Annotated in this window: 16 protein-coding genes; 11 read left to right on the top strand and 5 right to left on the bottom strand. The window is 59.0% G+C overall.

Annotated elements, in window-relative coordinates; all coding sequences use genetic code 11:
- The first annotated feature begins 12 nt into the window (after window positions 1-12).
- Genes RCI20_RS04080 through RCI20_RS04090 form a run of 3 tightly spaced genes read left to right on the top strand, consistent with a single transcriptional unit; the run spans window position 13 to window position 4,003 of the window.
- The gene (locus tag RCI20_RS04080; protein ID WP_306603283.1) at window positions 13-3,129 is read left to right on the top strand and encodes an efflux RND transporter permease subunit; all 3,117 of its coding nucleotides are present in this window, start codon (window positions 13-15) and stop codon (window positions 3,127-3,129) included.
- Window positions 3,130-3,153: 24 nt separating this feature from the next.
- Window positions 3,154-3,525 carry a hypothetical protein gene (locus tag RCI20_RS04085; RefSeq protein WP_306603284.1) on the top strand — a complete coding sequence of 124 codons (372 nt, stop codon included), beginning with the start codon at window positions 3,154-3,156 and terminating at the stop codon, window positions 3,523-3,525.
- A gap of 10 nt (window positions 3,526-3,535) precedes the next feature.
- A complete protein-coding gene (locus tag RCI20_RS04090; protein WP_306603285.1) occupies window positions 3,536-4,003 on the top strand; it encodes a DUF411 domain-containing protein in 468 nt (155 codons plus the stop codon).
- Here RCI20_RS04090 and RCI20_RS04095 read toward each other — a convergent pair.
- Window positions 4,000-6,111 carry a PAS domain-containing hybrid sensor histidine kinase/response regulator gene (locus RCI20_RS04095; protein ID WP_306603286.1) on the bottom strand — a complete coding sequence of 704 codons (2,112 nt, stop codon included), beginning with the start codon at window positions 6,109-6,111 and terminating at the stop codon, window positions 4,000-4,002. The two genes, RCI20_RS04090 and RCI20_RS04095, sit on opposite strands and share 4 nt — an antisense overlap.
- 9 nt (window positions 6,112-6,120) lie before the next feature.
- Between RCI20_RS04095 and RCI20_RS04100 the strand changes: the two genes are divergently transcribed.
- From RCI20_RS04100 to moaE, 3 genes are read left to right on the top strand one after another with little or no spacing between them, the layout of a single operon-like run.
- Window positions 6,121-6,423, top strand: a complete 303-nt coding sequence (locus RCI20_RS04100) for a hypothetical protein (RefSeq protein WP_306603287.1) — start codon at window positions 6,121-6,123, stop codon at window positions 6,421-6,423.
- Window positions 6,420-7,994 carry a peptide chain release factor 3 gene (locus tag RCI20_RS04105; RefSeq protein ID WP_306603288.1) on the top strand — a complete coding sequence of 525 codons (1,575 nt, stop codon included), beginning with the start codon at window positions 6,420-6,422 and terminating at the stop codon, window positions 7,992-7,994. Before RCI20_RS04100 ends, RCI20_RS04105 begins: the two co-directional genes overlap by 4 nt.
- 13 nt (window positions 7,995-8,007) lie before the next feature.
- Entirely contained in the window at window positions 8,008-8,460 is a 453-nt protein-coding gene (gene moaE / locus RCI20_RS04110) for a molybdopterin synthase catalytic subunit MoaE (protein WP_306603289.1), read from the top strand.
- A 59-nt stretch (window positions 8,461-8,519) separates the two neighbouring features.
- Here moaE and RCI20_RS04115 read toward each other — a convergent pair whose 3' ends face one another.
- Window positions 8,520-10,154, bottom strand: a complete 1,635-nt coding sequence (locus RCI20_RS04115) for a methyl-accepting chemotaxis protein (RefSeq protein WP_306603290.1) — start codon at window positions 10,152-10,154, stop codon at window positions 8,520-8,522.
- Between the two features lie 165 nt (window positions 10,155-10,319).
- On the opposite strand from RCI20_RS04115, the gene clpB reads away from it, so the two are divergent.
- The 3 genes from clpB to RCI20_RS04130 all read left to right on the top strand — a co-directional run bounded on the left by clpB (window position 10,320) and on the right by RCI20_RS04130 (window position 15,816).
- The gene (gene clpB / locus RCI20_RS04120) at window positions 10,320-12,899 is read left to right on the top strand and encodes an ATP-dependent chaperone ClpB (protein ID WP_306603291.1); all 2,580 of its coding nucleotides are present in this window, start codon (window positions 10,320-10,322) and stop codon (window positions 12,897-12,899) included.
- Window positions 12,889-13,686 carry a DUF1684 domain-containing protein gene (locus tag RCI20_RS04125; RefSeq protein ID WP_306603292.1) on the top strand — a complete coding sequence of 266 codons (798 nt, stop codon included), beginning with the start codon at window positions 12,889-12,891 and terminating at the stop codon, window positions 13,684-13,686. The genes clpB and RCI20_RS04125 overlap by 11 nt, the downstream gene beginning before the upstream one ends.
- 1,260 nt (window positions 13,687-14,946) lie before the next feature.
- The gene (locus tag RCI20_RS04130; RefSeq protein WP_306603293.1) at window positions 14,947-15,816 is read left to right on the top strand and encodes a hypothetical protein; all 870 of its coding nucleotides are present in this window, start codon (window positions 14,947-14,949) and stop codon (window positions 15,814-15,816) included.
- A 585-nt stretch (window positions 15,817-16,401) separates the two neighbouring features.
- Here RCI20_RS04130 and RCI20_RS04135 read toward each other — a convergent pair.
- Window positions 16,402-16,740: a hypothetical protein gene (locus tag RCI20_RS04135; protein WP_306603294.1), complete on the bottom strand. Its 339-nt coding sequence runs from the start codon at window positions 16,738-16,740 to the stop codon at window positions 16,402-16,404.
- 48 nt (window positions 16,741-16,788) lie between these two features.
- Window positions 16,789-19,416 (bottom strand): chemotaxis protein CheW, encoded by a 2,628-nt coding sequence (locus RCI20_RS04140; protein WP_306603295.1) that lies wholly within the window; start codon window positions 19,414-19,416, stop codon window positions 16,789-16,791.
- 320 nt (window positions 19,417-19,736) lie between these two features.
- On the opposite strand from RCI20_RS04140, the gene RCI20_RS04145 reads away from it, so the two are divergent.
- Window positions 19,737-20,156 (top strand): DUF4395 family protein, encoded by a 420-nt coding sequence (locus RCI20_RS04145; protein ID WP_306603296.1) that lies wholly within the window; start codon window positions 19,737-19,739, stop codon window positions 20,154-20,156.
- A 17-nt stretch (window positions 20,157-20,173) separates the two neighbouring features.
- Here the strand turns inward: RCI20_RS04145 and RCI20_RS04150 are convergent, their stop codons facing one another.
- Window positions 20,174-20,872 carry a response regulator transcription factor gene (locus RCI20_RS04150; protein ID WP_306603297.1) on the bottom strand — a complete coding sequence of 233 codons (699 nt, stop codon included), beginning with the start codon at window positions 20,870-20,872 and terminating at the stop codon, window positions 20,174-20,176.
- A gap of 66 nt (window positions 20,873-20,938) precedes the next feature.
- On the opposite strand from RCI20_RS04150, the gene RCI20_RS04155 reads away from it, so the two are divergent.
- The gene (locus tag RCI20_RS04155) at window positions 20,939-22,288 is read left to right on the top strand and encodes a sensor histidine kinase KdpD (protein WP_306603298.1); all 1,350 of its coding nucleotides are present in this window, start codon (window positions 20,939-20,941) and stop codon (window positions 22,286-22,288) included.
- Window positions 22,289-22,324 lie beyond the last annotated feature (36 nt).

Consider the following 22,324-nt stretch of genomic DNA (forward strand, 5'->3'; position numbering starts at 1 on the left):
CGAGGCCGCATCATGTTCCAGTGGTTATTGAACAACAGCCTGGCCAGCCGCCTGCCGGTCCTGGTCTGCGCCGTGCTGCTGATGGCCTACGGCGCCTTCGAGGCGCAGCGGCTGCCGGTCGACGTCTTTCCCGACCTGAACAAGCCGACCGTGACGCTGATGACCGAATCCGGTGGCATGGCCGCCGAGGAAGTCGAGCAACTGGTCAGTTTCCCGCTCGAGACGGCGTTGAACGGGCTGCCCGGCGTTGCCGGCGTGCGCTCGGTGTCGAGTCCGGGGCTGTCCTTCGTCTATGTCTCCTTCGACTGGGGCGTCGATCTCTACCGCGCCCGGCAGATGGTCGCCGAGCGCCTGACCGCGCTGCAGGGCACCTTGCCGCCCGGCGTCGTGCCGCACATGGGGCCGGTGTCGTCGATCATGGGCGAGGTGATGATGCTGGCGATCCCCCTCGAGGTGACACAAGAGCGCGAGGGCGGTGACGCCATGGCGGCGCGCGAGTACGCCGACTGGGTGCTGCGGCCGCGGCTGATGGCGGTCGCTGGCGTTGCCCAGGTGATACCGATCGGCGGCGAGGTACGCCAGTTCCAGGTGCAGCCGGATACCCGCCGCATGGCTGAACTCGGAATCACGCTGGAGATGCTCGAAGGTGCGCTGAGTGGCTATTCGGCGAACACTTCGGGCGGTTTCCTGGAAGTGAACGGGCGCGAATACCTGATCCGTCACATCGGCCGCAGCGCCAGCCTGGAAAACCTGCAAAATCTCGCGTTGACCGCAAGAAACGGCCAGGCCGTGCTGCTCCGCCAAGTCGCCACGGTGACCTTCGCCGCTGCCACCAAGCGCGGCGATGCCGGCTTCAACGGCGCGCCGGCGGTGATCCTGAGCATTCAGAAGCAGCCGACCGCCGACACCGTCGACCTGACCCGCCGGCTGGAAAGCGCGCTCGCCGAGATGCGGAAGAGCCTGCCGGCCGGCGTGCTGGCGCCGGAGGTCGTCTTCCGCCAGAGCGATTTCATCCAGTCGTCAATCGACAACCTGCAGGCCAAGTTGCTGCTTGCCGCCTGTCTGGTCGCCGCGGTGCTGTTCTTCTTCCTCGGCAACCTGCGCACGATGCTGATCTCGCTGACGGCGATTCCATTGTCGATCCTGATCGCGGTGCTGGTCTTCAAGTGGCTCGGGTTGTCGATCAATACGATGACGCTGGGCGGCTTGGCGATCGCCATCGGCGAACTGGTCGACGATGCGGTGGTCGATGTCGAGAACATCCTGCGCCGGTTGCGCAACGCGGCGGCGCGCGGCGAGCCGTACCAGCTGACCGAACTGGTCGTCGCCGCCTCGCTGGAAGTGCGCTCGGCAATTGTCTATGCAACGTTGATCATCGCGCTGGTTTTCGTCCCGCTGTTCGCGCTGCCGGGCATTGAGGGGCGGCTGTTCGTGCCGCTCGGGATCGCCTACATCGTCTCCATCCTGGCGTCCTTGCTGGTCTCGGTGACGGTGACGCCGGTGCTGTCGTGGTACCTGCTGCCGAAGCTGGCGGCGGGGCGGCACGGTGACACGGTGCTGGTCGAATGGCTGAAGCGGCATTACCGGCAGGCGCTCGAAGCGGTGCTGCGGGCGCCGCGCCGGCCAGTCGCCGTTGCCGGTTTGGCCGTGCTTATCGCTGCCGCTGCCGTGCCGTTCTTCCCGACCACCTTCCTGCCGCCGTTCAACGAAGGCTCGATGACGGTGATGCTGCGCCTCAACCCCGGCGTCACGCTGGCTGAGTCGGTGCGCATCGCCAGCCAGGCCGAACGCCTGCTGCTGACGGTGCCGGAAGTCGAACATATCGGTCGCCGTTCCGGGCGTGCCGAACTCGACGAGCACGCTGAGGGCGTCCATGTTTCGGAACTGGAAATCCGTTTGAAACCCGGCGGACGCAGCAAGGACGAAATCCACGCCGATATCCGTCAGCGTCTGAAAGACCTGCCGGGCAGCCTGAATCTCGGCCAGCCGATCTCGCACCGGATCGACCACATGCTGTCAGGCGTCCGCGCCCAGGTGGCGATCAAGGTCTTCGGTGACGACCTCGACCTCCTGCGCGCGCAGGCCGCGGCGCTGCAGCAGCGCCTGCAGCGGATTGCCGGGGTCGCCGACCTGGAAATCGAGAAGCAGGTGCTGGCGCCGCAGATCAAGGTGCAGGTCGATTTCGACGCGGCGGCGCGTTACGGGCTGTCTTCCGGTCAACTGCTGCGCAACCTGCAAATGCTGGTCGATGGTGAGAAGGTCACGCAGATTGTTGACGGCAATCGTCGCTTCGACCTGCTGGTTCGTCTGCCGGAAGGTGGTCGTGGGCCGGACGGACTGCGCAACCTGCTGATCGAGACGCCGCTCGGCCCGGTGCCCTTGGCCAAACTGGCGCAGATTGAGGATAGCGACGGGCCGAACCAGATCGTCCGCGACGACGGCCGGCGGCGCATCGTCATCTCGCTCAACGCGCAGGGGCGGGCGTTGTCCGACGTCGTCGCCGACATCCGCGCGGCGATTGCCGAACAGCCGCTGCCGGAAGGCTATTTCGTCACGCTTGGCGGCCAGTTCCAGGCGCAGGAGGAGGCGGCACGGCTGATCGCGGTGCTCGCCATCGGCTCGGCGATCCTGATCTTCATGGTCCTCTACGGCCGCTACCGCTCGGCGCTGCTCGCCGCGCTGATCATGGCCAACGTGCCGCTGGCGCTGGTCGGTGCCGTCTTCGGCCTGTGGCTGTCCGGGCAGCCGCTGTCGATCGCGGCGCTGATCGGCTTCATTACGCTGGCCGGCATCTCGACGCGCAACGGCATCCTCAAGGTCAGCCACTGGCTGAACCTGATGCGTTTCGAGGGCGAGCAGTTCGACACCGCGATGATCGTCCGCGGTTCGCTCGAACGCCTGACGCCGGTGCTGATGACCGCGCTGGTTGCCGCCTTCGCGCTGGCGCCGCTGCTCTTCGAGGCCGAACAACCGGGCACAGAGATCCTGCATCCGGTCGCCGTGGTGATCTTTTCCGGCCTGATCGGCGCCACGCTGCTCGATACCTTCATCACCCCCGCGCTGTTCTGGCTGTTCGGTCGCAAGGCCGCCGAACGCCTGCAGCGCGAGAATTTCAACGAAGCACTTTGACTTTTAACCGCAAGGAGAAACCCCATGAACAAGTTGTTTTCCATTTTTTGCCTTTCCGCGCTGTTGACCGCAGTACCGGCAATTGCCCATGAAATGCACGGTCAGGCCATGCACGGCGGCATCGTCGCCGAGGCCGGTCATGCGCAATTCGAGATCGTTTCCAAGGATGGCGGTGTCAGCGTGATCGTGACCAATCACGGCGCACCGGTGGCCAGTGCCGGGGCTTCCGGCAAGTTGACGGTGCTGGCCGGCAGTAGCAAGAGCGAAATCGAATTGAAGCCGGCTGGTGAAAATCGCTTGGCCGGGCAGGGCAGCTTGCCGGCAGGTGCCAAGCTCTTGATCAGCGTCACCCTGCCGGGCAAAAAGCCGCTGCAGGCGCGCGCCGTCGTCAAATAAGGAGGAAACGATGTCTTCGTTAATTTCCCGGCGGCGTCTGTTGTTGGCATCGCTGACCGCTGCTTTGCCCGGTGTGCTTTGGGCGGCAGCCGATAAAACCTTGGTCGAAGTCTGGAAAAGCCCCTATTGCGGTTGCTGCAAGGACTGGATTAGCTATCTGGAAAGCAGTGGCTTTGCCGTGCGTACGCATGAGGTCCAGGATCTCGATGCGGCCCGCCGGCGCTTGGGCATGCCTGAGCGGTTTGCTTCATGTCATACCGCCAAAGTAGCTGGCTACTTGCTGGAAGGGCATGTGCCTGCCAGGGAAATCCAGCGTTTGCTGAAAGAAAAGCCGGCGGCGCTGGGCATTGCGGTGCCCGGCATGCCCGTCGGTTCACCGGGCATGGATGGCCCGGCCTACGGTGGCCGGTGCGATCCCTTCGATGTCCTGCTGGTGTCGCGCGACGGGCGGGCCGCCGTGTTTTCTTCCTATCGCTAGTGGTGTTTTCTGCTCAGCCATTTGAGCAGTGTTTCAAACAGGTGCTCGGGGTTGACCGGCTTGCTGATGTGTTCGTCCATACCGGCTTCGATACACAGGCGACGGTCTTCCTCGAAGGCATTGGCGGTCATGGCAAGAATCGGGGTGCGGGCGTGTGCCGGCAGGCTACGGATGATGCGTGTCGCTTCGACGCCGTTCATTCTCGGCATCTGCATGTCCATCAGGATCAGTGCGTAAGCCTTGCCGGAGGCCATGCTCACTGCGTCTTCGCCATTTTCTGCCACATCGACGAGCAAGCCGACATCTTCAAGCAGGCTGCGTGAAACCTCCTGGTTGATCGGCTCGTCTTCCGCCAGCAGGATGCGGCTGCCGGAAAATTCGCACGTCAGTCGTTCGGCAGTGGCATCGGGTGAATGCGCGATGCTGAGCGGGAGGTTTTCCGCTGCCTTGCCAAGGCGAACGGTGAACCAGAAGGTACTGCCTTTGCCGACTTCGCTGCTCAGGCCGATTTCGCCGCCCATCAGGCGAACCAGATGCTTGCTGATAGCCAGTCCGAGCCCGGTGCCGCCATATTTTCGGCTCATCGAGTTGTCGGCCTGCTCGAAGGCGGTGAACAGGCGTGCCTGATCGCCAGGGGTGATGCCAATCCCGGTGTCCTGGATGGTGAAGCGCAGGTTGACGCCTTCGCTGTCCGCGTCGAGCATTTCGGCGTGTAGTGTCACGCTGCCTTCGGCGGTGAATTTGATGGCATTGGCTGCCAGGTTGAGCAGTATCTGACTCAGGCGCAAGGGGTCGCCGCGCAGCGGCAGTTCACCGAGTGCTGGTGCCGCCTGGACATTCAGTTGCAGCCCTTTTTCCGTGGCCCGATGGTTGAGCATGCTGAACAGGTTTTCCAGCACTTCACCGAAGCGGAAGTCGATCTGTTCGAGAACCAGTCGCTCGGCTTCGATTTTCGAAATGTCGAGGATGTCGTTGATCACGGCGAGCAGATGTTGCGAGGCCTGTTCGATCTTTTCCAGCTGATTGCGCAGCACGGGTTCCTGCGAGCGACGCAAGGCCAGGCCGGTCATGCCCATGATGGCGTTCATTGGCGTGCGCAATTCATGGCTCATGTTGGCCAGGAAAGTGCTCTTCGCCCGGCTGGCGGCTTCGGCGGTTTCCTTGGCGACGGAGAGCGCCGTCGTGCGCTCCTCGACAAGGGCTTCCAGATGTTCGTTATATGTCGCGAGTTCGGCTTCTGCCTGCTTGCGCTGGTTGATATCCATGTGGGTGCCGGCCATCCACAACGGTTTTCCGTCGGCGCTGCGCTCGATCACCTTGCCGCGATCCAGCACCCAGATCCAGCTGCCGTTTTTGTGCCGCATTCGGGCATCGCATTCGTAGTAATCGTTTTCACCGCAGAAATGGCGTTCCAGTGCGATTTTCGACCGTGCAAGATCGTCCGGGTGCGTGTACTTGATCCAGGTATCGATGCTGACCGGCTCCAGTGCTGCCTGAGCGTAGCCGATGATGCCGGCCCAGCGTTCATTGATGCGGATTTCCCCGGTCTGCACATTCCATTCCCAGGTGCCGACATCGGTCGCCCACAGGATATTGGCCAGGCGCTGGCGGTCAGCCTGATGGGCCAGCTCCGTCTGGCGACGTTTTTTGATGTCCCAGAACAAGGCCACGGCGATCAATGAAACAATCAGGAAGGCACCGCCCAGTATGCTGTTGATCAGCAGGCTGCGATGGGCAATGTGCTGTGTCTGCAGGTCGACCATTTCTTCCAGGCGCTGCTGGTAATGCCATAGCTCCTGTGCCGCGTTGCGTCCCGGTGTGATGTCGGTGATGATGGAGAACAACAGGCGCTGACTATCGAAGCCGAAGGGCCGCGAGTGCACTTCGACCGTGCGGATTTCGTTATTGGCGATGCGGTGGCGGAAAATGAAATAGTTGCGGCCTTCGCTCTCGGCTAGCTTGCGTTCCTCCGCAACCTGCGTCGGTGTGAACGTGTTGATCTGCTGTATCGTCATCTCCCGCAAGCGTTCCTGGGCGTAGCCATAGAACCGGCTGGCGGCTGGGTTGGCATCGACGATACGACCGGATTCGGGTTCGATCAGCAGCATGACCAAGTCATGCTGCGTGAAAATTTCATCAAAGCCAGGTGTCTGGGCCGCAGCCTGGGGGAAATATGCGATTGCCGCGAGCAGAACGAAAATGTGAAACAGCTTTTTCACCAAGACCCCGGATGGAAGATTGCGTTTGCGCCATTCTCGCCAGTTTTGTCGGCGCTGGCTATGGGTATTTTCCTTGCCAATCATGGTTTTGCGCCGCCTGAAGCGTTTGTCATGCTGGTCTTTTCAATCGTTGCTGAGCGAAGAGCCGGTGCCCGGCGAATGTATAATGCCGCCTTTCCGCTTTTTGCCTGCCTACCGTGACCCAGCTCGACGAAGAAATCTCCCGCCGCCGTACTTTTGCCATCATTTCCCACCCCGACGCCGGTAAAACGACGCTGACCGAAAAGCTGCTGTGGTTCGGCGGCGCCATCCAGGTGGCTGGCGAAGTTCGCGCCCGCAAGGCCTCGCGCCACGCGACCTCGGACTGGATGGAACTGGAAAAGCAGCGCGGCATTTCGGTGACCTCGTCAGTGATGCAGTTCCCGTACCGCGAGTGCATGGTCAACCTGCTCGACACGCCGGGTCACGAGGACTTCTCGGAGGATACCTACCGCACGCTGACCGCAGTGGATTCCGCGACCATGGTGATCGACTCGGTCAACGGCGTCGAAGCGCAGACGATCAAGCTATTGAACGTCTGCCGCATGCGCGACACGCCGATCCTGACCTTCATCAACAAGCTCGACCGCGAAGGCAAGGAGCCGATTGATCTGCTCGACGAAATCGAGTCGGTGCTCGGCATCCAGTGCGCGCCGATGACCTGGCCGATCGGCATGGGCAAGCGCTTCCGTGGCGTCTATCACCTGTACGACGACGCCATCGCCTTCTTCGACCCGCAGGCCGAGAAGGGGACGGCCGAGATCATCCAGGGGCTGGACAATCCGCGTCTCGACGAACTGATTGGTTCGCAGGCCGACGAATTGCGCATGGACATCGAACTGGTCCGTGGTGCATCGCATGCGTTCGATGCCGAAGCCTATCTGGCCGGCAAACAGTCGCCGGTGTTCTTCGGTTCTGCGGTCAACAACTTCGGCGTGCAAAGTTTGCTCGACGCCGTGGTAGATCTGTCGCCGGCACCGATTGCCCGGCCGGCGGTGACCCGCAAGGTGGCGCCGAGCGAGGCCAAGTTCTCCGGTTTCGTGTTCAAGATCCAGGCCAACATGGACCCCAAGCACCGCGACCGCATTGCCTTCCTGCGCGTCTGCTCCGGTCGTTTCGACCGCGGCATGAAGGTCAAGCAGGTCGATGGCGGCAAGATGCTGGCGATCAACAATGCCATTACCTTCATGGCGCGTGACCGTTCGACGACCGACGAAGCCTGGCCAGGCGACATCATCGGCATCCCGAATCACGGCACCATCCGTCTCGGCGAAACCTTTACCGAAGGCGAGGATTTGCGCTTCACCGGCATTCCGTCGTTCGCCCCGGAACATTTCCGTTTGGCGCGCATCGGCAATCCGCTGAAGATCAAGCAATTGCAGAAAGGCCTGCAGCAACTGGCGGAAGAGGGCGCAACGCAGTTGTTCCGTCCCTTGTCCGGCACCGACATGATCCTCGGCGCGGTCGGCACGCTGCAGTTCGACGTGGTGGCCAGCCGGCTGGAAAACGAATACGGCGTGCAGGTGATTTTCGAGAGCTACAACTGTTCGACGGCACGCTGGATTCATGGCGACGCCGGCGAACTGAAGCAGTTGTCGGAACGCTACAGCGCCAACGTCGCGCTCGACGGCGCCGGCGACCCGGTCTACCTGGCACCGAACAATGTTTACCTGAACATGGTCAAAGAGAAATATCCCAACCTGCGCTTCGACGAAGCGCGGGAAGTGGCATAACAAAGGTCTGAACATGAGCGTGCGTGTCCAGGAAGCGGATTTCGATGTTGGCAGCGAGTTGACCGCACTACGCGCGGGCGATGCCCGCGTCGGTGCGCTGGCCAGCTTTCTCGGTCTGGTACGTGACTTGAACGACGGTGCCAGCGTCTCGGCAATGACGCTGGAGCACTATCCCGGCATGACCGAGAAGGCGCTGGAGGAAATCGTCGCCGAAGCCAAAAAACGCTGGGATATCTACGACGCGCTGGTCATCCACCGCGTCGGGCCGCTCAAACCCTGCGACCAGATCGTGCTGGTCGCGGTCACCAGCGCGCATCGCGGCGAAGCCTTTGCCGCCTGCGAGTTCATCATGGACTACCTGAAGACGAAGGCGCCGTTCTGGAAGAAGGAATCGACGCCCGACGGCGGCCGCTGGGTCGATGCCCGGGAAACCGACGATTCGTTAGCGGCGCGCTGGCAGAAATAAAAAAGGGGAGCCGCGGCTCCCCTGCCGCGGCTCCCCTGATCATTGGTTGCTTCAGCCGATTAAACCTTGAAGCGGGCCACCGCGCTATGCAGCTTGCTCGACAAGCTTTGTAGCTGGCGGGCGGCATCGGCCGTGTGGCGAACCTTCAAGGCACTTTCTTCCGACATCTGGGCGATGTGTTCCAGATTTTGGGCGATCTGGTTGCTGGCCGAGCTTTGTTCGGCAATCGAATCGGAAATGCCGTTGACCACGGAGGTGACGCGCTGGGCACTGTCGCGGATGCGATTGATCGAATCGCCCGCCCGGCTGGCCAGTTCGACACCGTTGCAGACCTGGCTGACGCCGTTCTGCATGCTGCTGACCGCGCTCTTCGTGCCGTTCTGAATCTTCGTCACCATGTCGGCGATTTCGGTGGTGGACAAGCTGGTCCGTTCGGCCAGCTTGCGCACCTCGTCGGCGACCACGGCAAAACCACGGCCTTGTTCGCCGGCCCGGGCTGCTTCGATGGCGGCATTCAGTGCCAGCAGATTGGTCTGGTCGGCGATTTCCTTGATTGTATTGACGATGGAGGTGATGCGTTCGGATTGCCGGCCGAGGTCTTCGACAATTTCCGACGAAGCCTGGACGACGTCGGAAATCTTGCGCATTTCGTTGGCTGCCTGGTGAATGACCGTAGCGCCTTCTTCGGAAACCGTCCCGGTGTCGCGGGAAATGGAGTGTGCCTCGTCAGCATTTTCCTTGACCTGATCGATGCTGAGCACCATTTCCTCGACCGAGGCCGCCATGGAAGACGCAGCGTCGCTTTGCTGCCGGGTACGTTCGGCAACCTCTTCGGAATCCTGCAACAAGCTGTCGGCGGCGCTGGCTACCTGTTGCGCGTTGTCGACCATGCTGCCAATCATGCCGCGCAAAGTTTCCTGCATGGTTTGCATGTTGGCCAGCAGACTATCCTTGTCGCCATGCTCGCAATCGATGGGTGAGGAGAGGTCGCCGGCGGCAATGCGTCGGGCCACGGCCGAAGCGACAGCCGGGTCGCCGCCCAGTGTGTTCAGCAGGTTGCGGGAAACCAGCAGCAGCGAAATGCCGATGAAACCACTGATGCCCAGGCCCCACAGCACCAGCTTGATGGCGTCTTCGCGGAACTTGGCTTCGACATCGTCAACGTAAATCCCCGAGCCGACGATCCAGCCCCAGGGCTTGAAGCCCATGACGTAGGATATTTTTTGCACGCCCTCTTCATGACCGGGTTTGGGCCACAAATAATCGACAAAACCGGCGCCATCCTTGTTGACGACCTTGTTGAATTCGAGAAACAGGAATTTGCCGTTCTTGTCCTTCAGTTGGTCGAGCTTCTTGCCATTCATTTCCGGCTTGATCGGGTGCATGACCATCAGGTCGTTCTGGTCGTTGATCCAGAAATATTCCAGCTTGTCGTAACGCATGCCGCGAATCGTTGCGGCGGCAGCAGCTTTGGCTTCCTCGGCGGTCAGACGGCCGCTTTTTTCCTCGGCCTCGAAATGAACGATAACGCCATGTGCAGCCTCGACCAGGTTGCGCACTTTATTCTGGCGATCTTCCATCATCCGTTGCTTGCCGCCGATCAGCAAAACGGCGAACAAGATGATCAAAGCGCCGATAGTGGCGAAGGTCATTGCGGTCAACTTGCCGCGAAGTGTCATTCCTGATGTTGACATGGCTTCCCCCCGAGTCAATTCGTGTTGTATTTCAAGGCGTGGAGAATACTCGTTTTTGGCAAATTTTGAATAGCACGTTCCCTTTGTAATCTTTGAGGTATCTTGAAATTCATGGAAGTGGCTACATCTAGCACTCATCGAAATTCATCAGCCAGGGAAACAATCATGCGACTTGATAAATTCACCACCAAATTCCAGCAGGCGCTGGCCGATGCGCAGAGCCTGGCCAACGGCAACGATCAGCAGTTCATCGAGCCGCAGCACCTGTTGCTGGCGCTGCTCAATCAGGACGATGGCGGGACGACCTCCTTGCTGTCCCGCGCCGGCGTCAACGTGCCGGGCCTCAAGCGTGACCTGGAACAGGCCTTGACCCGGTTGCCCAAGGTCGAAGGGCACGGCGGCGATGTATCGGTCGGCCGCGACCTGAGCAACCTGCTTAACCTGACCGACAAGGAAGCGCAGAAACGCGGCGATCAGTTCATCGCCAGCGAAATGCTGCTGCTCGCGCTGTGCGACGACAAGAACGAAACCGGGCGCATCGCCAAACAACATGGATTGGCGCGCAATTCGCTGGAAGCAGCGATCATGGCCGTGCGCGGCGGGCAGGGCGTTGATTCGCAGGAAGCCGAGGGGCAGCGCGAATCGCTGAAGAAATATTGCATCGACCTGACTGAAAGGGCACGTGAAGGCAAGCTCGACCCGGTGATTGGCCGCGATGACGAAATCCGCCGTGCCATCCAGATCCTGCAGCGCCGCACCAAGAACAATCCGGTGCTGATCGGCGAGCCGGGCGTTGGCAAGACGGCCATTGTCGAAGGCCTGGCCCAGCGCATTGTTAATGAGGAAGTGCCGGAAACCCTGAAGGGCAAGAAGGTACTGGTGCTCGACATGGCCGGTTTGCTGGCCGGTGCCAAGTATCGCGGTGAATTCGAGGAGCGCCTGAAGTCGGTGTTGAAGGAAGTGGCGATGGATGAAGGCCGCATCATCCTGTTCATCGACGAATTGCACACCATGGTCGGCGCCGGCAAGGCGGAAGGCGCGATGGACGCCGGCAACATGTTGAAGCCGGCACTGGCACGCGGCGAGCTGCATTGCATCGGGGCGACGACGCTCAACGAATATCGCAAGTACATCGAGAAGGACGCCGCGCTCGAGCGCCGTTTCCAGAAGGTGCTGGTTGAGGAACCGAGTGTCGAATCGACCATCGCCATCCTGCGCGGCCTGCAGGAAAAATATGAACTGCACCACGGCGTCGATATTACCGACCCGGCCATCGTCGCTGCGGCGGAGCTTTCGCATCGCTACATCACCGACCGTTTCCTGCCGGACAAGGCGATTGACCTGATCGACGAGGCGGCGGCGCGCATCAAGATGGAAATCGACTCCAAGCCGGAGGTGATGGACAAGCTGGATCGCCGGATCATCCAGTTGAAGATCGAGCGCGAAGCGGTCAAGAAGGAAAAGGACGACGCATCGAAGAAACGTCTGGCCTTGATCGAGGAGGAAATCTCCCGGCTGACCAAAGAGTATTCCGATCTCGAAGAAATCTGGAAGGCCGAGAAATCCGCCGTGCTGGGTTCCGCCCAGATCAAGGAGGAAATTGACCGGCTGAGGGCCGAGATCATCCGCTTGCAACGCGAGGGCAAGCTCGACAAGGTGGCCGAACTGCAATACGGCAAGTTGCCACAACTGGAAGCGCAATTGAAGGCGGCTGATGCGGTCGACCCCAATAAACCGACTAAAAACAAGTTGCTGCGCACGCAGGTCGGTGCCGAGGAAATCGCCGAAGTGGTGTCCCGCGCCACCGGCATCCCGGTCAGCAAGATGATGCAGGGCGAGCGTGAAAAGCTGCTCAACATGGAAGAGCGCTTGCACAAGCGGGTGGTCGGGCAGGATGAAGCCGTGCGGCTGGTTGGCGATGCGATCCGTCGTTCGCGCGCCGGTTTGTCCGACCCGAATCGGCCGTACGGCTCCTTCCTGTTCCTCGGCCCGACGGGCGTCGGCAAGACCGAGCTGTGCAAGGCGCTGGCCGAGTTCATGTTCGATGCCGAAGATCACCTGATCCGCATCGACATGAGCGAGTTCATGGAGAAGCATTCGGTCGCCCGCCTGATCGGCGCGCCGCCGGGCTATGTCGGTTATGAAGAAGGCGGTTATCTGACCGAAGCCGTGCGCCGCAAACCGTATTCGGTGATTCTGCTCGACGAAGTCGAAAAGGCGCACCCGGATGTGTTCAACGTGCTGCTGCAGGTTCTCGATGACGGCCGGATGACCGACGGGCAGGGCCGTACCGTGGACTTCAAGAACACGGTGATCGTGATGACCTCCAACTTGGGCAGCCAGATGATCCAGCAGATGTCGGGCGACGATTACCAGTTGATCAAGCTGGCCGTGATGGGCGAAGTGAAAAGCTATTTCCGGCCGGAATTCATCAACCGGATCGACGAAGTTGTGGTCTTCCATGCGCTCGATGAAAAGCACATCGCCGGCATTGCGAAAATCCAGTTGCTGTATCTCGAGAAGCGTCTGGCGCAACTGGACATGCATCTGGTGGTCGACGACGCGGCGCTGGCCGAGTTGGCGCAGGCCGGTTTCGATCCGGTGTTCGGCGCCCGGCCCTTGAAGCGGGCGATCCAGCAGCAGATCGAAAATCCGCTGGCCAAGGCGATCCTGGAAGGCAAGTTCGCGGCAAAGGACACCATCCGCGTTTCCTGCGAGAACGGGATCATGCGCTTTGCCAAGTAAGTCGCTGGCAGCCTGGCAACAGGCACGTCATGCCGAACTGGCCGGGCCGGACAGCTGGCTCGGCATGGTCGGCCTGCACTGGCTGGAACCGGGCAGCAATCGCGTGGGCAGCGGCGACGACTGCCCGGTGCGCCTGCCTGCCGGCCCGGCCTGGCTGGGCGATCTCGATTGGCAGGGCGAACGCCTGTTCTGGCGCGCGGCGGACGGCAGCACCCGCGAATTGCAAACCGACCGCCAGGGCGCACCGACAGCGGTCGACCATGAAAATCTGTCAATTTTCGTGGTTGACCGCGAAAGTCGTCTGGCGGCGCGTGTGCGCGACCGGGATTGGGCGCGCCGGCTGCCGTTCAGCGGCCTCGACTATTTTCCCGCCGACCCGGCCTGGTGCATCGACGCCGAATGGCAAGCCCTCGCGTCGCCGCTCAGCATGGAAGTGCCCAACGTCGCCGGCGAACTGAAAACCGTGCAGGTGACGCACCAGGCGGTCTTTGAAGTTGCCGGCCAGCGCGTTGCCTTGCTGCCGATGTCGGTCGGCGAGCAGGAAGTTTTCTTCGTCTTTCGTGACCGCAGCAGCGGTCGTGAGACTTACGGGGCAGGGCGTTTCCTGCGGGCGACGTTACCCCAGGATGTTGCGGTCGACGGCCGGATCACGCTGGATTTCAACCGCGCCTACAACCCGCCCTGCGCCTTCACCGCCTTTGCGACTTGCCCCTTGCCGCCTCCGGAAAACTGGCTGCCGTTTGCTGTGCCGGCGGGGGAGAAGAAGTGGCAGAAGCCGGCTATCTAACGGACGACGGCGTGATTTTCTCCACCACACGCCAAGCGTACATTAGGCTGTCCTCACTAAATTCGTACAGGGTTTCCGCGTCGCGCCACCAGCCGCGACCACTGGGGTCCGGGCCTAGATAACGCCAGCACCGTACCTCGCCGCTGCACAGGGCGATTCGGTATTCGTCACCGACAGTAGGTTCGCGGTTGGGCATGGTGTGACGAGTGAGTTCAAATGCAAATGGTGGATTCTGATCGACGTATTGCTGTCCGAATCAGGTCATCTCACTGGTTTCCGAGTTAAGCGGTCTGTTGAATCTCAGCATTGAGGTTACTACAACCAGTCGCTTCTGGCCGCTTGCGCCAGTTCACCCGTGCCACCGGTAAGTGGCATTGAGTTACCGAGGCGAAACGAATGGCTGCTTTCGGGGGGACGTCTCATAGGACGGCCTCCGGCCAACTGCTGCCGTAGATCACTTTGCTCCAAAGCGGACAATCTGCTGTCCAATATGTATGCTATCAGCGTTTTTTGGCGCGGCCACTGCTGAAAATGCGAGCCCGGCCTCTTTGATTTTCAAAAAAAGACCAAGGTCATCAGATGAATGAAGAGAATCAGAATCCATCAGACATTGCGCAAAAGCGTCGACAGGAAGCGATCGAGCGAATTAAAGCGGTCCATAACGTGCCCTCCAACACAGGTGACCAGAGTTCGGGAACTGATGTGTTTACTAAGTCTGAGTCATCCGATGGATCACCCGGATATATCGCAGCCGATGGCACGTATATTCCAAATCAAGTCGCACTAAAGAAGAGGATCGCAAACTGCCTGCTATCGCTCGGAATGGTTGCATACGGTTTTTGGGGCATTCGCCGTGACGACCTAATTGTGCCGATAGCAAAGCGAACAGCTTCACATTTCCACAGTATTTCCGCATGGATAATGTATGCGGCAATGCTATGCGCTTCGGTACACTTGGCGGCTGTTGTAATGGATCACTATGATCGTCGTAACAATGAACACTTTTACCAGCGGCTCGGGGAGCTATCAAAAAGGATTGGTTGGGTGCTATTTGGGATAGCTTTCATCGTGGGTCTTACTCATCACCAGATAGAATTCCGATAGTTTTTGGAGCAATCTCGGACTTCCAGGGCGAGGCGGTGTATCAGGCAATAATCGCCCACAACCTGCCCCCTTGGGTTCCCCGAAGCTGCCGAAGCCTCAAATGACTGCAACTAGGTAGCTCATCCGGCTCAAGTCGGCCAGAAGCGGACAGTTTCCTTGCCCCAAAAAAAGCAGACATACGCACAGCCAACAGTTATGCTGAATAGATATATCACGTTATATGTTTATTTGGTTGCGGGGTTACCCAATAGCCAAGACTCGCTTTTCAATACGATGAACAATCCCACACCAACTACCCTTGAGCCACGCGAAGTTTTCTACGCTCGATTCTTACTATTCGGGTCACTGTTGTTGGGACTGGTGCCGTTACCGTTTGATGTAATGGATTATGTTTTACAAGAGCAACACGGATTTGCCATCTTTCTTGGAGCCTTAGTAGCGGTATTCGTGGCATTAACAATGCTTTTGATATCAAAGATAAAGCAACGAAAAAACTGGGCCAGATGGGTCATAGGAGTCGTGGTATTTCTAAGTTTTGTCTCAACCCTCACTTTCTTCGAGAAAAATTGGAATGAAAGTGCGGGCAGAGCAGCCTTGGATTGCCTTACCGGACTGATGGACCTTTTTGCTGTAGGGATACTTTTTGCGCGGCGCAGCAATGATTGGTTCGCGAATCAATCAGGAATACACCCACCCTATAACCCGACTGATGGTGTAGGTAAAGGCATGTCCGGCGTAACCAGCATGGGCTATTCATGTCCCTGTTGCGGACTACGAATCGCGTTCTTTTCAAAAACTGTTCAAGCCATGGGGAAACGTCAGAGTTGCCCCTACTGCAATAAAAAAATTAAACGCGATTTCGCTTACGGGAAGTTCTTCACGTTAATGTTTGTGGTTGGCTTACCTATCAAATTGCTGGGGAAAGCTATTCCATTGTTCTCGTTTTTTGGCAGTTCAATAACAACTGCGCTAATTTCAGCATTTTTAATCATGCTTTGTACGCACTACAAGGAAGACTTGGCCTAATTAACCTTACAGCCCTCTCTTCAAAGGTCTGCTTTTACAGCGGCCCAACCGGCCGCTTAGAGTCGGGAGTTCGCATTCGCCGGATGAGAAAACCGCCGTTCCGGGCTTTTCGGGCTGAGCGGCAGGTAACCTGCACATTACTGCCCGACTTCGGCCGGACGCTCAAGGTCTGCAATGGCAGAGGTGCCGGCATTGGTTGTTTGTTTCGGATGACAGCTCGACTCTGATACCCGCCGTTGAAATCCTGGCAGACCGACGGACTGCAGTGGGGCGCGGGCTGTCTTTTAAATTTCCAGAAAGCAGTCACCTAAACGAATGTCCAAACACAAAAATCTTGTGCGCCAGGGCATTGCATAGAAATAATGCACTTACGGATCATTACTCGACGCGACCGATGCCCTCAACCATTAGCTCACAGCCGTTCCACGCCTTGCTGGCTGATTTGAAGCAGAGCGGCTTCACGGCTCACAGTGCACAGTTGGAGCGTGTGCTGAATGGGGTTTGGACGACCTCATCGGAGTTGCTGGGTGAGTTGGGGCAGGTGGTCATTGCCGTTCGCAAAGAATGCCGGCCGCTAACTGACAATCAGAAAATATTGATCAAGGAATGCTTGCGCCAGGTTCGTAAGGCATGGCCGGGATTTGGCCTGTTCAGTTTTTTCCACCGTGCTTGAGGGCTATCCCGATGAATGACGATTGTGACTATTGCCGACAATGGAATCAGGAACATCCAGACGAGGCGCAGCGGGTTGCCTGCGGTCCCTGTGCTGTGTGCCAGGCGTCGGGGCATCTGAAGGCTCATCCACGACAGCCGACCAGTATCTGCCTTTGCCAGAAGCATTGGGATGAACTGAATGGGCGTGGTTATCACTTCGAGCTTTATCACTTGATCTACGTGATCGTCTTCGGCATCGCGGCGGTTCAAATTTATTCCCTTATCGCTCGATTTTGGGAAGGTTGATTGATTAACTGCTCAGGACGGCCGCCAGGATTCGTTACCGTGCTGCACTTCCAGCAAGGCAACATCTTCCGGTGGGGGACACTGGCAACCGATGCGCAGGCAGAAGCGGTCGGCTGACAGGATGGAGAGAATGTCGTGGCGGTCGCCCGTCCGGCGCAGGTTGCTGACGATGCCGATGGTCAGTGAATCGCCCCGGCTGGCGACATGGCTGACCGACTGGATTTCCTCGCGGGCGATTTCCGGGATTTCTCCCAGTTCATCGACCAATAGCCCGATGCAGGCTTTGTTGCGGGTACGGATGACGACGATCTGGCGGGCCGAGTCGGAAATCGGCGAGCCGGGAAACAGGATGCGCTGCAGGTGCAGCACGGAAATCAGGTTGCCCCGATAGGATTTGACGCCGGCGACCAGATCGTTGCTGCCACCGAAAACCGGGGTCAGCGCATCCATGCTGATCGCTTCGACCACCTCGCTGACCGGCAGGCCGAGCCATTCGTTGCCGATGAAGAAGGTGGCTACTTCGACAATATCCTGCCCGGTGCCGACGCGCCGGGCCTGGGATTCTCCGGTGGTAATGGTCTTGCGCTTGCTGCCGTTGCTGCCGTTGCTGCCGCGCTCTGCCACTTTGCCTAGTGGCAATGCCGTAATGGCCAGCACGTCATCGACGTAGCCATCGCTGGTCTTGTATTCACGATAGCCGGCCGACATGGCGGCGCCGACGGCAAAGTAGCTGCCATCGAGTTCAATGATGGCCGAACGCCGGCCGCCCCGGACCAGGGTTTTCTGATCGTCGGTGATCGGAAAAAATTGTCCGGTCGGATAGGCGGGGTCGGTACTCGCCAAGATTTTTCCATCGTTCTGGGCGAACAGCGCAAAAGCGCCATCCAGCGGTTTGCCATCCTCATCCTTGGGCAAGGTGTCGTTGAGCATGGTTGTGAACTGCGGCGTACTGTCGAACACGATGGCAATGCCGCCGACGACCTTGTGGCCATTCGGTTCAAAGACGGCTGCGCCATAGATGTAGGTGGCTTGGCCGCCGTACAGTGCGGTCGGCTGGAATTTTGATACGACGTAGCCCTGCGATGAGGAAATCGTCAGGCAGCGGCCAACCCATTCTTCGCTCAGGCGGGCGCCGACCAGTTGCGTTGTGTTGGGGTTGGAAACACCGATCACCTGGCCATGGGCATTGAACAGGATCAGGTTGTCGTACACGGTGTACAGGCCGTTGATGTAGGCGAGAATTTCCGAGCACTGCCGGCTGGCCGACTCGTCTATGTATTCGCTGGCCAGGGTGTGCCGGAAGGTTGGATTCAGACCCCACCAGCGGCAGTCGTTGGCCCGTTCATAAAGATTGCGATCCATCACGTCGATGGCAAAGGCGGCGAGCGAGACGCCGTTTTGCAGCAGTGTGGCAACGACGGTTTGGTGCAGGTTGCCAATCGAATGCTCGAAGACGGCCTGGGTCTTCCGGCCGGTATTGGAAATTTCCCAGAGCAGGGTTTTGGCGAACGAGGCATTGGACTGGCCGACATCGATCTGGCGCACCGAACCATTCCATACTGAGCGATTGAGTTCTTCCTGGATGTTTTCGGCACGATCCGGAATCTGGCGCAATTCATCGGAAAACAGCGCCGAGTGGTTGCTGACCGTGTCGAGAATGTCACTATGAATATGCCCGAGCAGCGAGCGGTCCTGCGGTTCGAAGGCAAATTCCAGGGGAACCAGCCCCAGACCAAGCCAGCCGGGGCCGGGATAACCCTGGTAGCTGTGGGCCGGGCAAACGGTAGCCAGATAGTCGCGCCCGGCCAGTCGGACGATTTCGCCGCTGGAGTGCAGCAGGTGTGGGTCGAGATGCGTGCCAATCGGCAACTGGATGGCAGAAGCCGTGGCAACGACGACGCCTTTTTCATCTACTGTAACCAGCAGGGTGGGGTCGTTGCCATTGGCCAGTTTGGCAAAGATGCCAGCCATTTCATCCGCCAGGCGGAAAACCAGCGCCAGCACCCCAAGGGTTTCACCATGGGCCGAGGTAACGCGGTAGGCGTAGATCAGGTGGTTGCCGGGCGGTAGAAAATCGGCTGGACCGAAGTATTCGACGTAGGCTGCGCCGGTGAGGCGCGATTCCTCGATCAGCGAATGTTCGCTCGATGCGCAGGGGTAGGGCGAGAGTCTGGCGCTGATCCGGCCGTCGTTGGAAAACAGCACGATATCGGCGTAGACCGAGTATTTCTCGACATATTCGTGAAAGCGCTGTTCCAGTGTCGAACGGTCGATCGCGCCGCCGAGCAGATGTTCGCGAATGTCGTCATCGGCAGCGAGAAAGCCGATGTCGGCCGTCCGTTCGAACAGGTTGCGCACCAGGATGTCGATGCTGACCTGGGTTTTGGCGCGCAAATCGGCCAAGGCCTTGCGCTGCGTTTCCTTGCCCAGGTGATTGAGCAATTCGCCGGTCAGGCGCTCAAAGCCCTCGCGAGTGCCGGACATTTCGGTCGCTGCGCCGGTCAACTGGCCGAGCAGGGTCAAAATGTCCCAGGAGCTTTGCAGCTTTCCCAGCCCTTCGCGGTAGTCCTCGACGCCAGCCATGTAGCGGATGACGCCGGCCAGACCGTTGTCGATTTCGATGCCTTTGTAAATTGCCATGGTGTCTCCTCCCTGGATAGCACCAGATTTGCCGGTGGCCGCTTGAGGGGCTCATGGTTTGTTCCGGTAAAGCTTGGCGCTTTATTTAGAACGAGACATAAAGCAATAGGCGGACCAAGGGGGATTCGCTGTCATGGAGCGGGTCTTCAATAATGATCATTTAAATTGTCAGGTTATTGTCGACTTGGGAACAGCATTAAACCCGACAATTCATGCCATGCCGACAGGCTGCGCATGGAATAGCCTGGATGACGAAAGTGCTGGTTTTTGATTACCGCAATATGCTAATATTAGAGGTTGATTATGTTGTGGAGTTTGCCATGCTGCGTTTCGACATTGCCCCCGTTTGTTCCAATGCCTATCGCTTTCAGGCTGCCATGAGCTTCAGCATTGCTGCCATCTATTTGCTCACACCATATAAATGGGTTGCCATTCTGCTGGCGGTTGGCGGTTTTCTGCGCGGTTTTGTTTCGCCGCACAAATGCCTTTCATACAAGCTTTTTTCCGCGCTGACGCAAAAATTCGGCATGACCAAAATGCAGAATGCCGGCTCCAAGATGTTCGCCGACAAGATTGCTTGCATTGCCGGGCTGGCCATGACGATCACCTGGTTGATGGGGTCCGATGTTGGCGCCATTCCCGCAACCGCCATCCTGATCTTCGCCTTTATCGATCTTGTGACCGGCTTCTGTGCTGCGTGCTGGGCTTATGGCGCGTATTACAAGATGAAGCAGGCCTGAATGACGCAAGTGCTGGCTTATCGCATTTCCGGCTGGAACAGATAACCGACGCCCCGTTTGCTCAACACCGGCAGGGGGCTGCCGGTTTCCCGCAAGACCTTGTCGCGCAGGCGACTGATGATGACTTCCAGCCGGTGCTTGTCGTATTCCTCCGGCAGCAGGCCGATTGCGCAAGCCAATTCCTGCGCTACGGCGACTTCGCCCGGTTTGCTCAATAAAACCCGCAGCAAGCGCAACTCATTGACGCTCAGGCGAACGCGTTTACCGCCCGGGATGCGCAGGAAATCCCCGCCGTTGTCTAGTTGCCAGTCATCGTAGGAGCGTGCCGGGGCCTGTGTGGTTGTGGGCATGTCGCGTTCGGTCAGGCGCTGCAGTATCAGGACCAGTTCATCGACATCGACCGGTTTGTTCAGATAGGCATCGGCACCGGCGTGCAAACCGATCAATCGGTCGTCGCGCTGGGCGCGTGCCGTCACGAAGACGATCCCGACATGCTTGTCGTGTTCGCGCAAATAGTTGCAGATCGTCAGGCCATCTTCGCCGTCAAGGCCGATGTCGAGAATGATGGCGGCAAAACGATGGACTGCTAGACGGCGGTAGAACTGACTTGCATCGGCAAATGTTTCAACCGAAAAACCAAGGTGGGTGAGCTGGAAGGCCAGTTCCTCGCGCAGGATGGTTTCGTCTTCGACGATAGCGATTTGTGGCTTGGGCATGAACTTGGCCCTTGAGGGGCTTGGGATCGATGAGGTGGGCGTTATCATAGCCGACCAGAATAATTCGTGGCTCGCGTGTTCGCTTTGGATCCGAAAACCCTGTCTTTTGCGGTGGGCCTAGGCAATCTTGTTTTTGCCTTGCTTGCTACGTTGTATGTCGCCAAAACCCGAACCAGTCATCCGGCGCTGGAAACCTGGCGCTGGGGGCGGCTGCTGGCCGGTTGCGGTTTCCTGACCAATCTGGCCAGCAGTGCTTTGCCCGAACTGGTGCCGGCCGTCTTGGGCAATCTGCTGCACACGCTGGCCGTCAGCCTGGATATCGCCGCCTATTGCCTGTTGCTGGATCGAGAAGGGTGGCGACGTCCCTTGTTGGTACTGGCTGCCGTTTCCTTGCTGCTGCAGTTGCTGGTGGTTGTCCTGGGGGGTAGCCACGGCTTGCTCCTGCTGGTTTTTTCTGGTTTGGGCGTGGTTTTTTACGGAACCTTGTCCACCTTGCTGTTTCGGGCCAGTCAGCATGACCGCTTGCTCAAGTTGATCGCCTGGATCGATTTGTTGATGGCACTGGTCCTGCTGGTACGCGTTCTGAAAGGGCTGGCGGTCATGCCGCTGGTTCGTTTCGACAACGACAGCGTGACCTTGCTGCTCTACCTGATGCTTTACCTGGTCGTTACCATTAATGGTTTCGGCTTTCTGTTGCTGGCCAAGCAAAAGGACGACAAGGCGCTGTACCGGGCGCTCGACGAACTGGCGCAGGCCGACGAGAGCCGCCACGAGTTTCTTGCCCAGGTGTCGCATGAGTTCCGCACACCGGCCGCCCTGATCAAGGCGTCGCTCGATTCCTTGCGCATCATCGGCGGGGAATTGCCGCCAAGCGTGGTACATCGACTGGACAACATCCGGCTGGCCACTCAGCGCCTGAACGATCTGGCGAATACCTTGCTGACGCATGATCGACTGAACCGGCAATCGATGCTTTTCCAGCCGGTGCATTGCGAACTGGGCGAGCAAGTCCGTCAGGTGCTGGCGTTTTATCCACCGGAGACCCCGGTCGTTGCCGATCTGCCCGATGCGCCGCTTGCGTTGTCAGCCGATCCGGCGCAACTGCGCATTGCCATGCATAACCTGATCGACAATGCGCTCGAACACAACCCGCCAGCCGGTAGCCCGGTAAGGGTTTTCTTGCGGTCGACGGCCGCCATGATCGAAATTTGCGTTGCCGACTCGGGGGCTGGTATTTCCGATAGTGAAAAGCCCGAGGTCTTCAAGCGCTTTTACAATCCGGCGGGCCACTTTACCCGTGGTGTCGGTTTGTCCATCGTGCAAGGCATTGCCAGAAATCATGGTGGCGATATCAGTGTCCGCGATAACACGCCTGTCGGCACAATTATGGTGCTGCGTTTGCCGAAAGTGCATTGAGATTTTGCGGTTGTGCGCCAGCGCAGGGGAGCATTG

This window comes from Azonexus sp. (genome assembly GCF_030824335.1).
Lineage (GTDB): Bacteria > Pseudomonadota > Gammaproteobacteria > Burkholderiales > Rhodocyclaceae > Azonexus.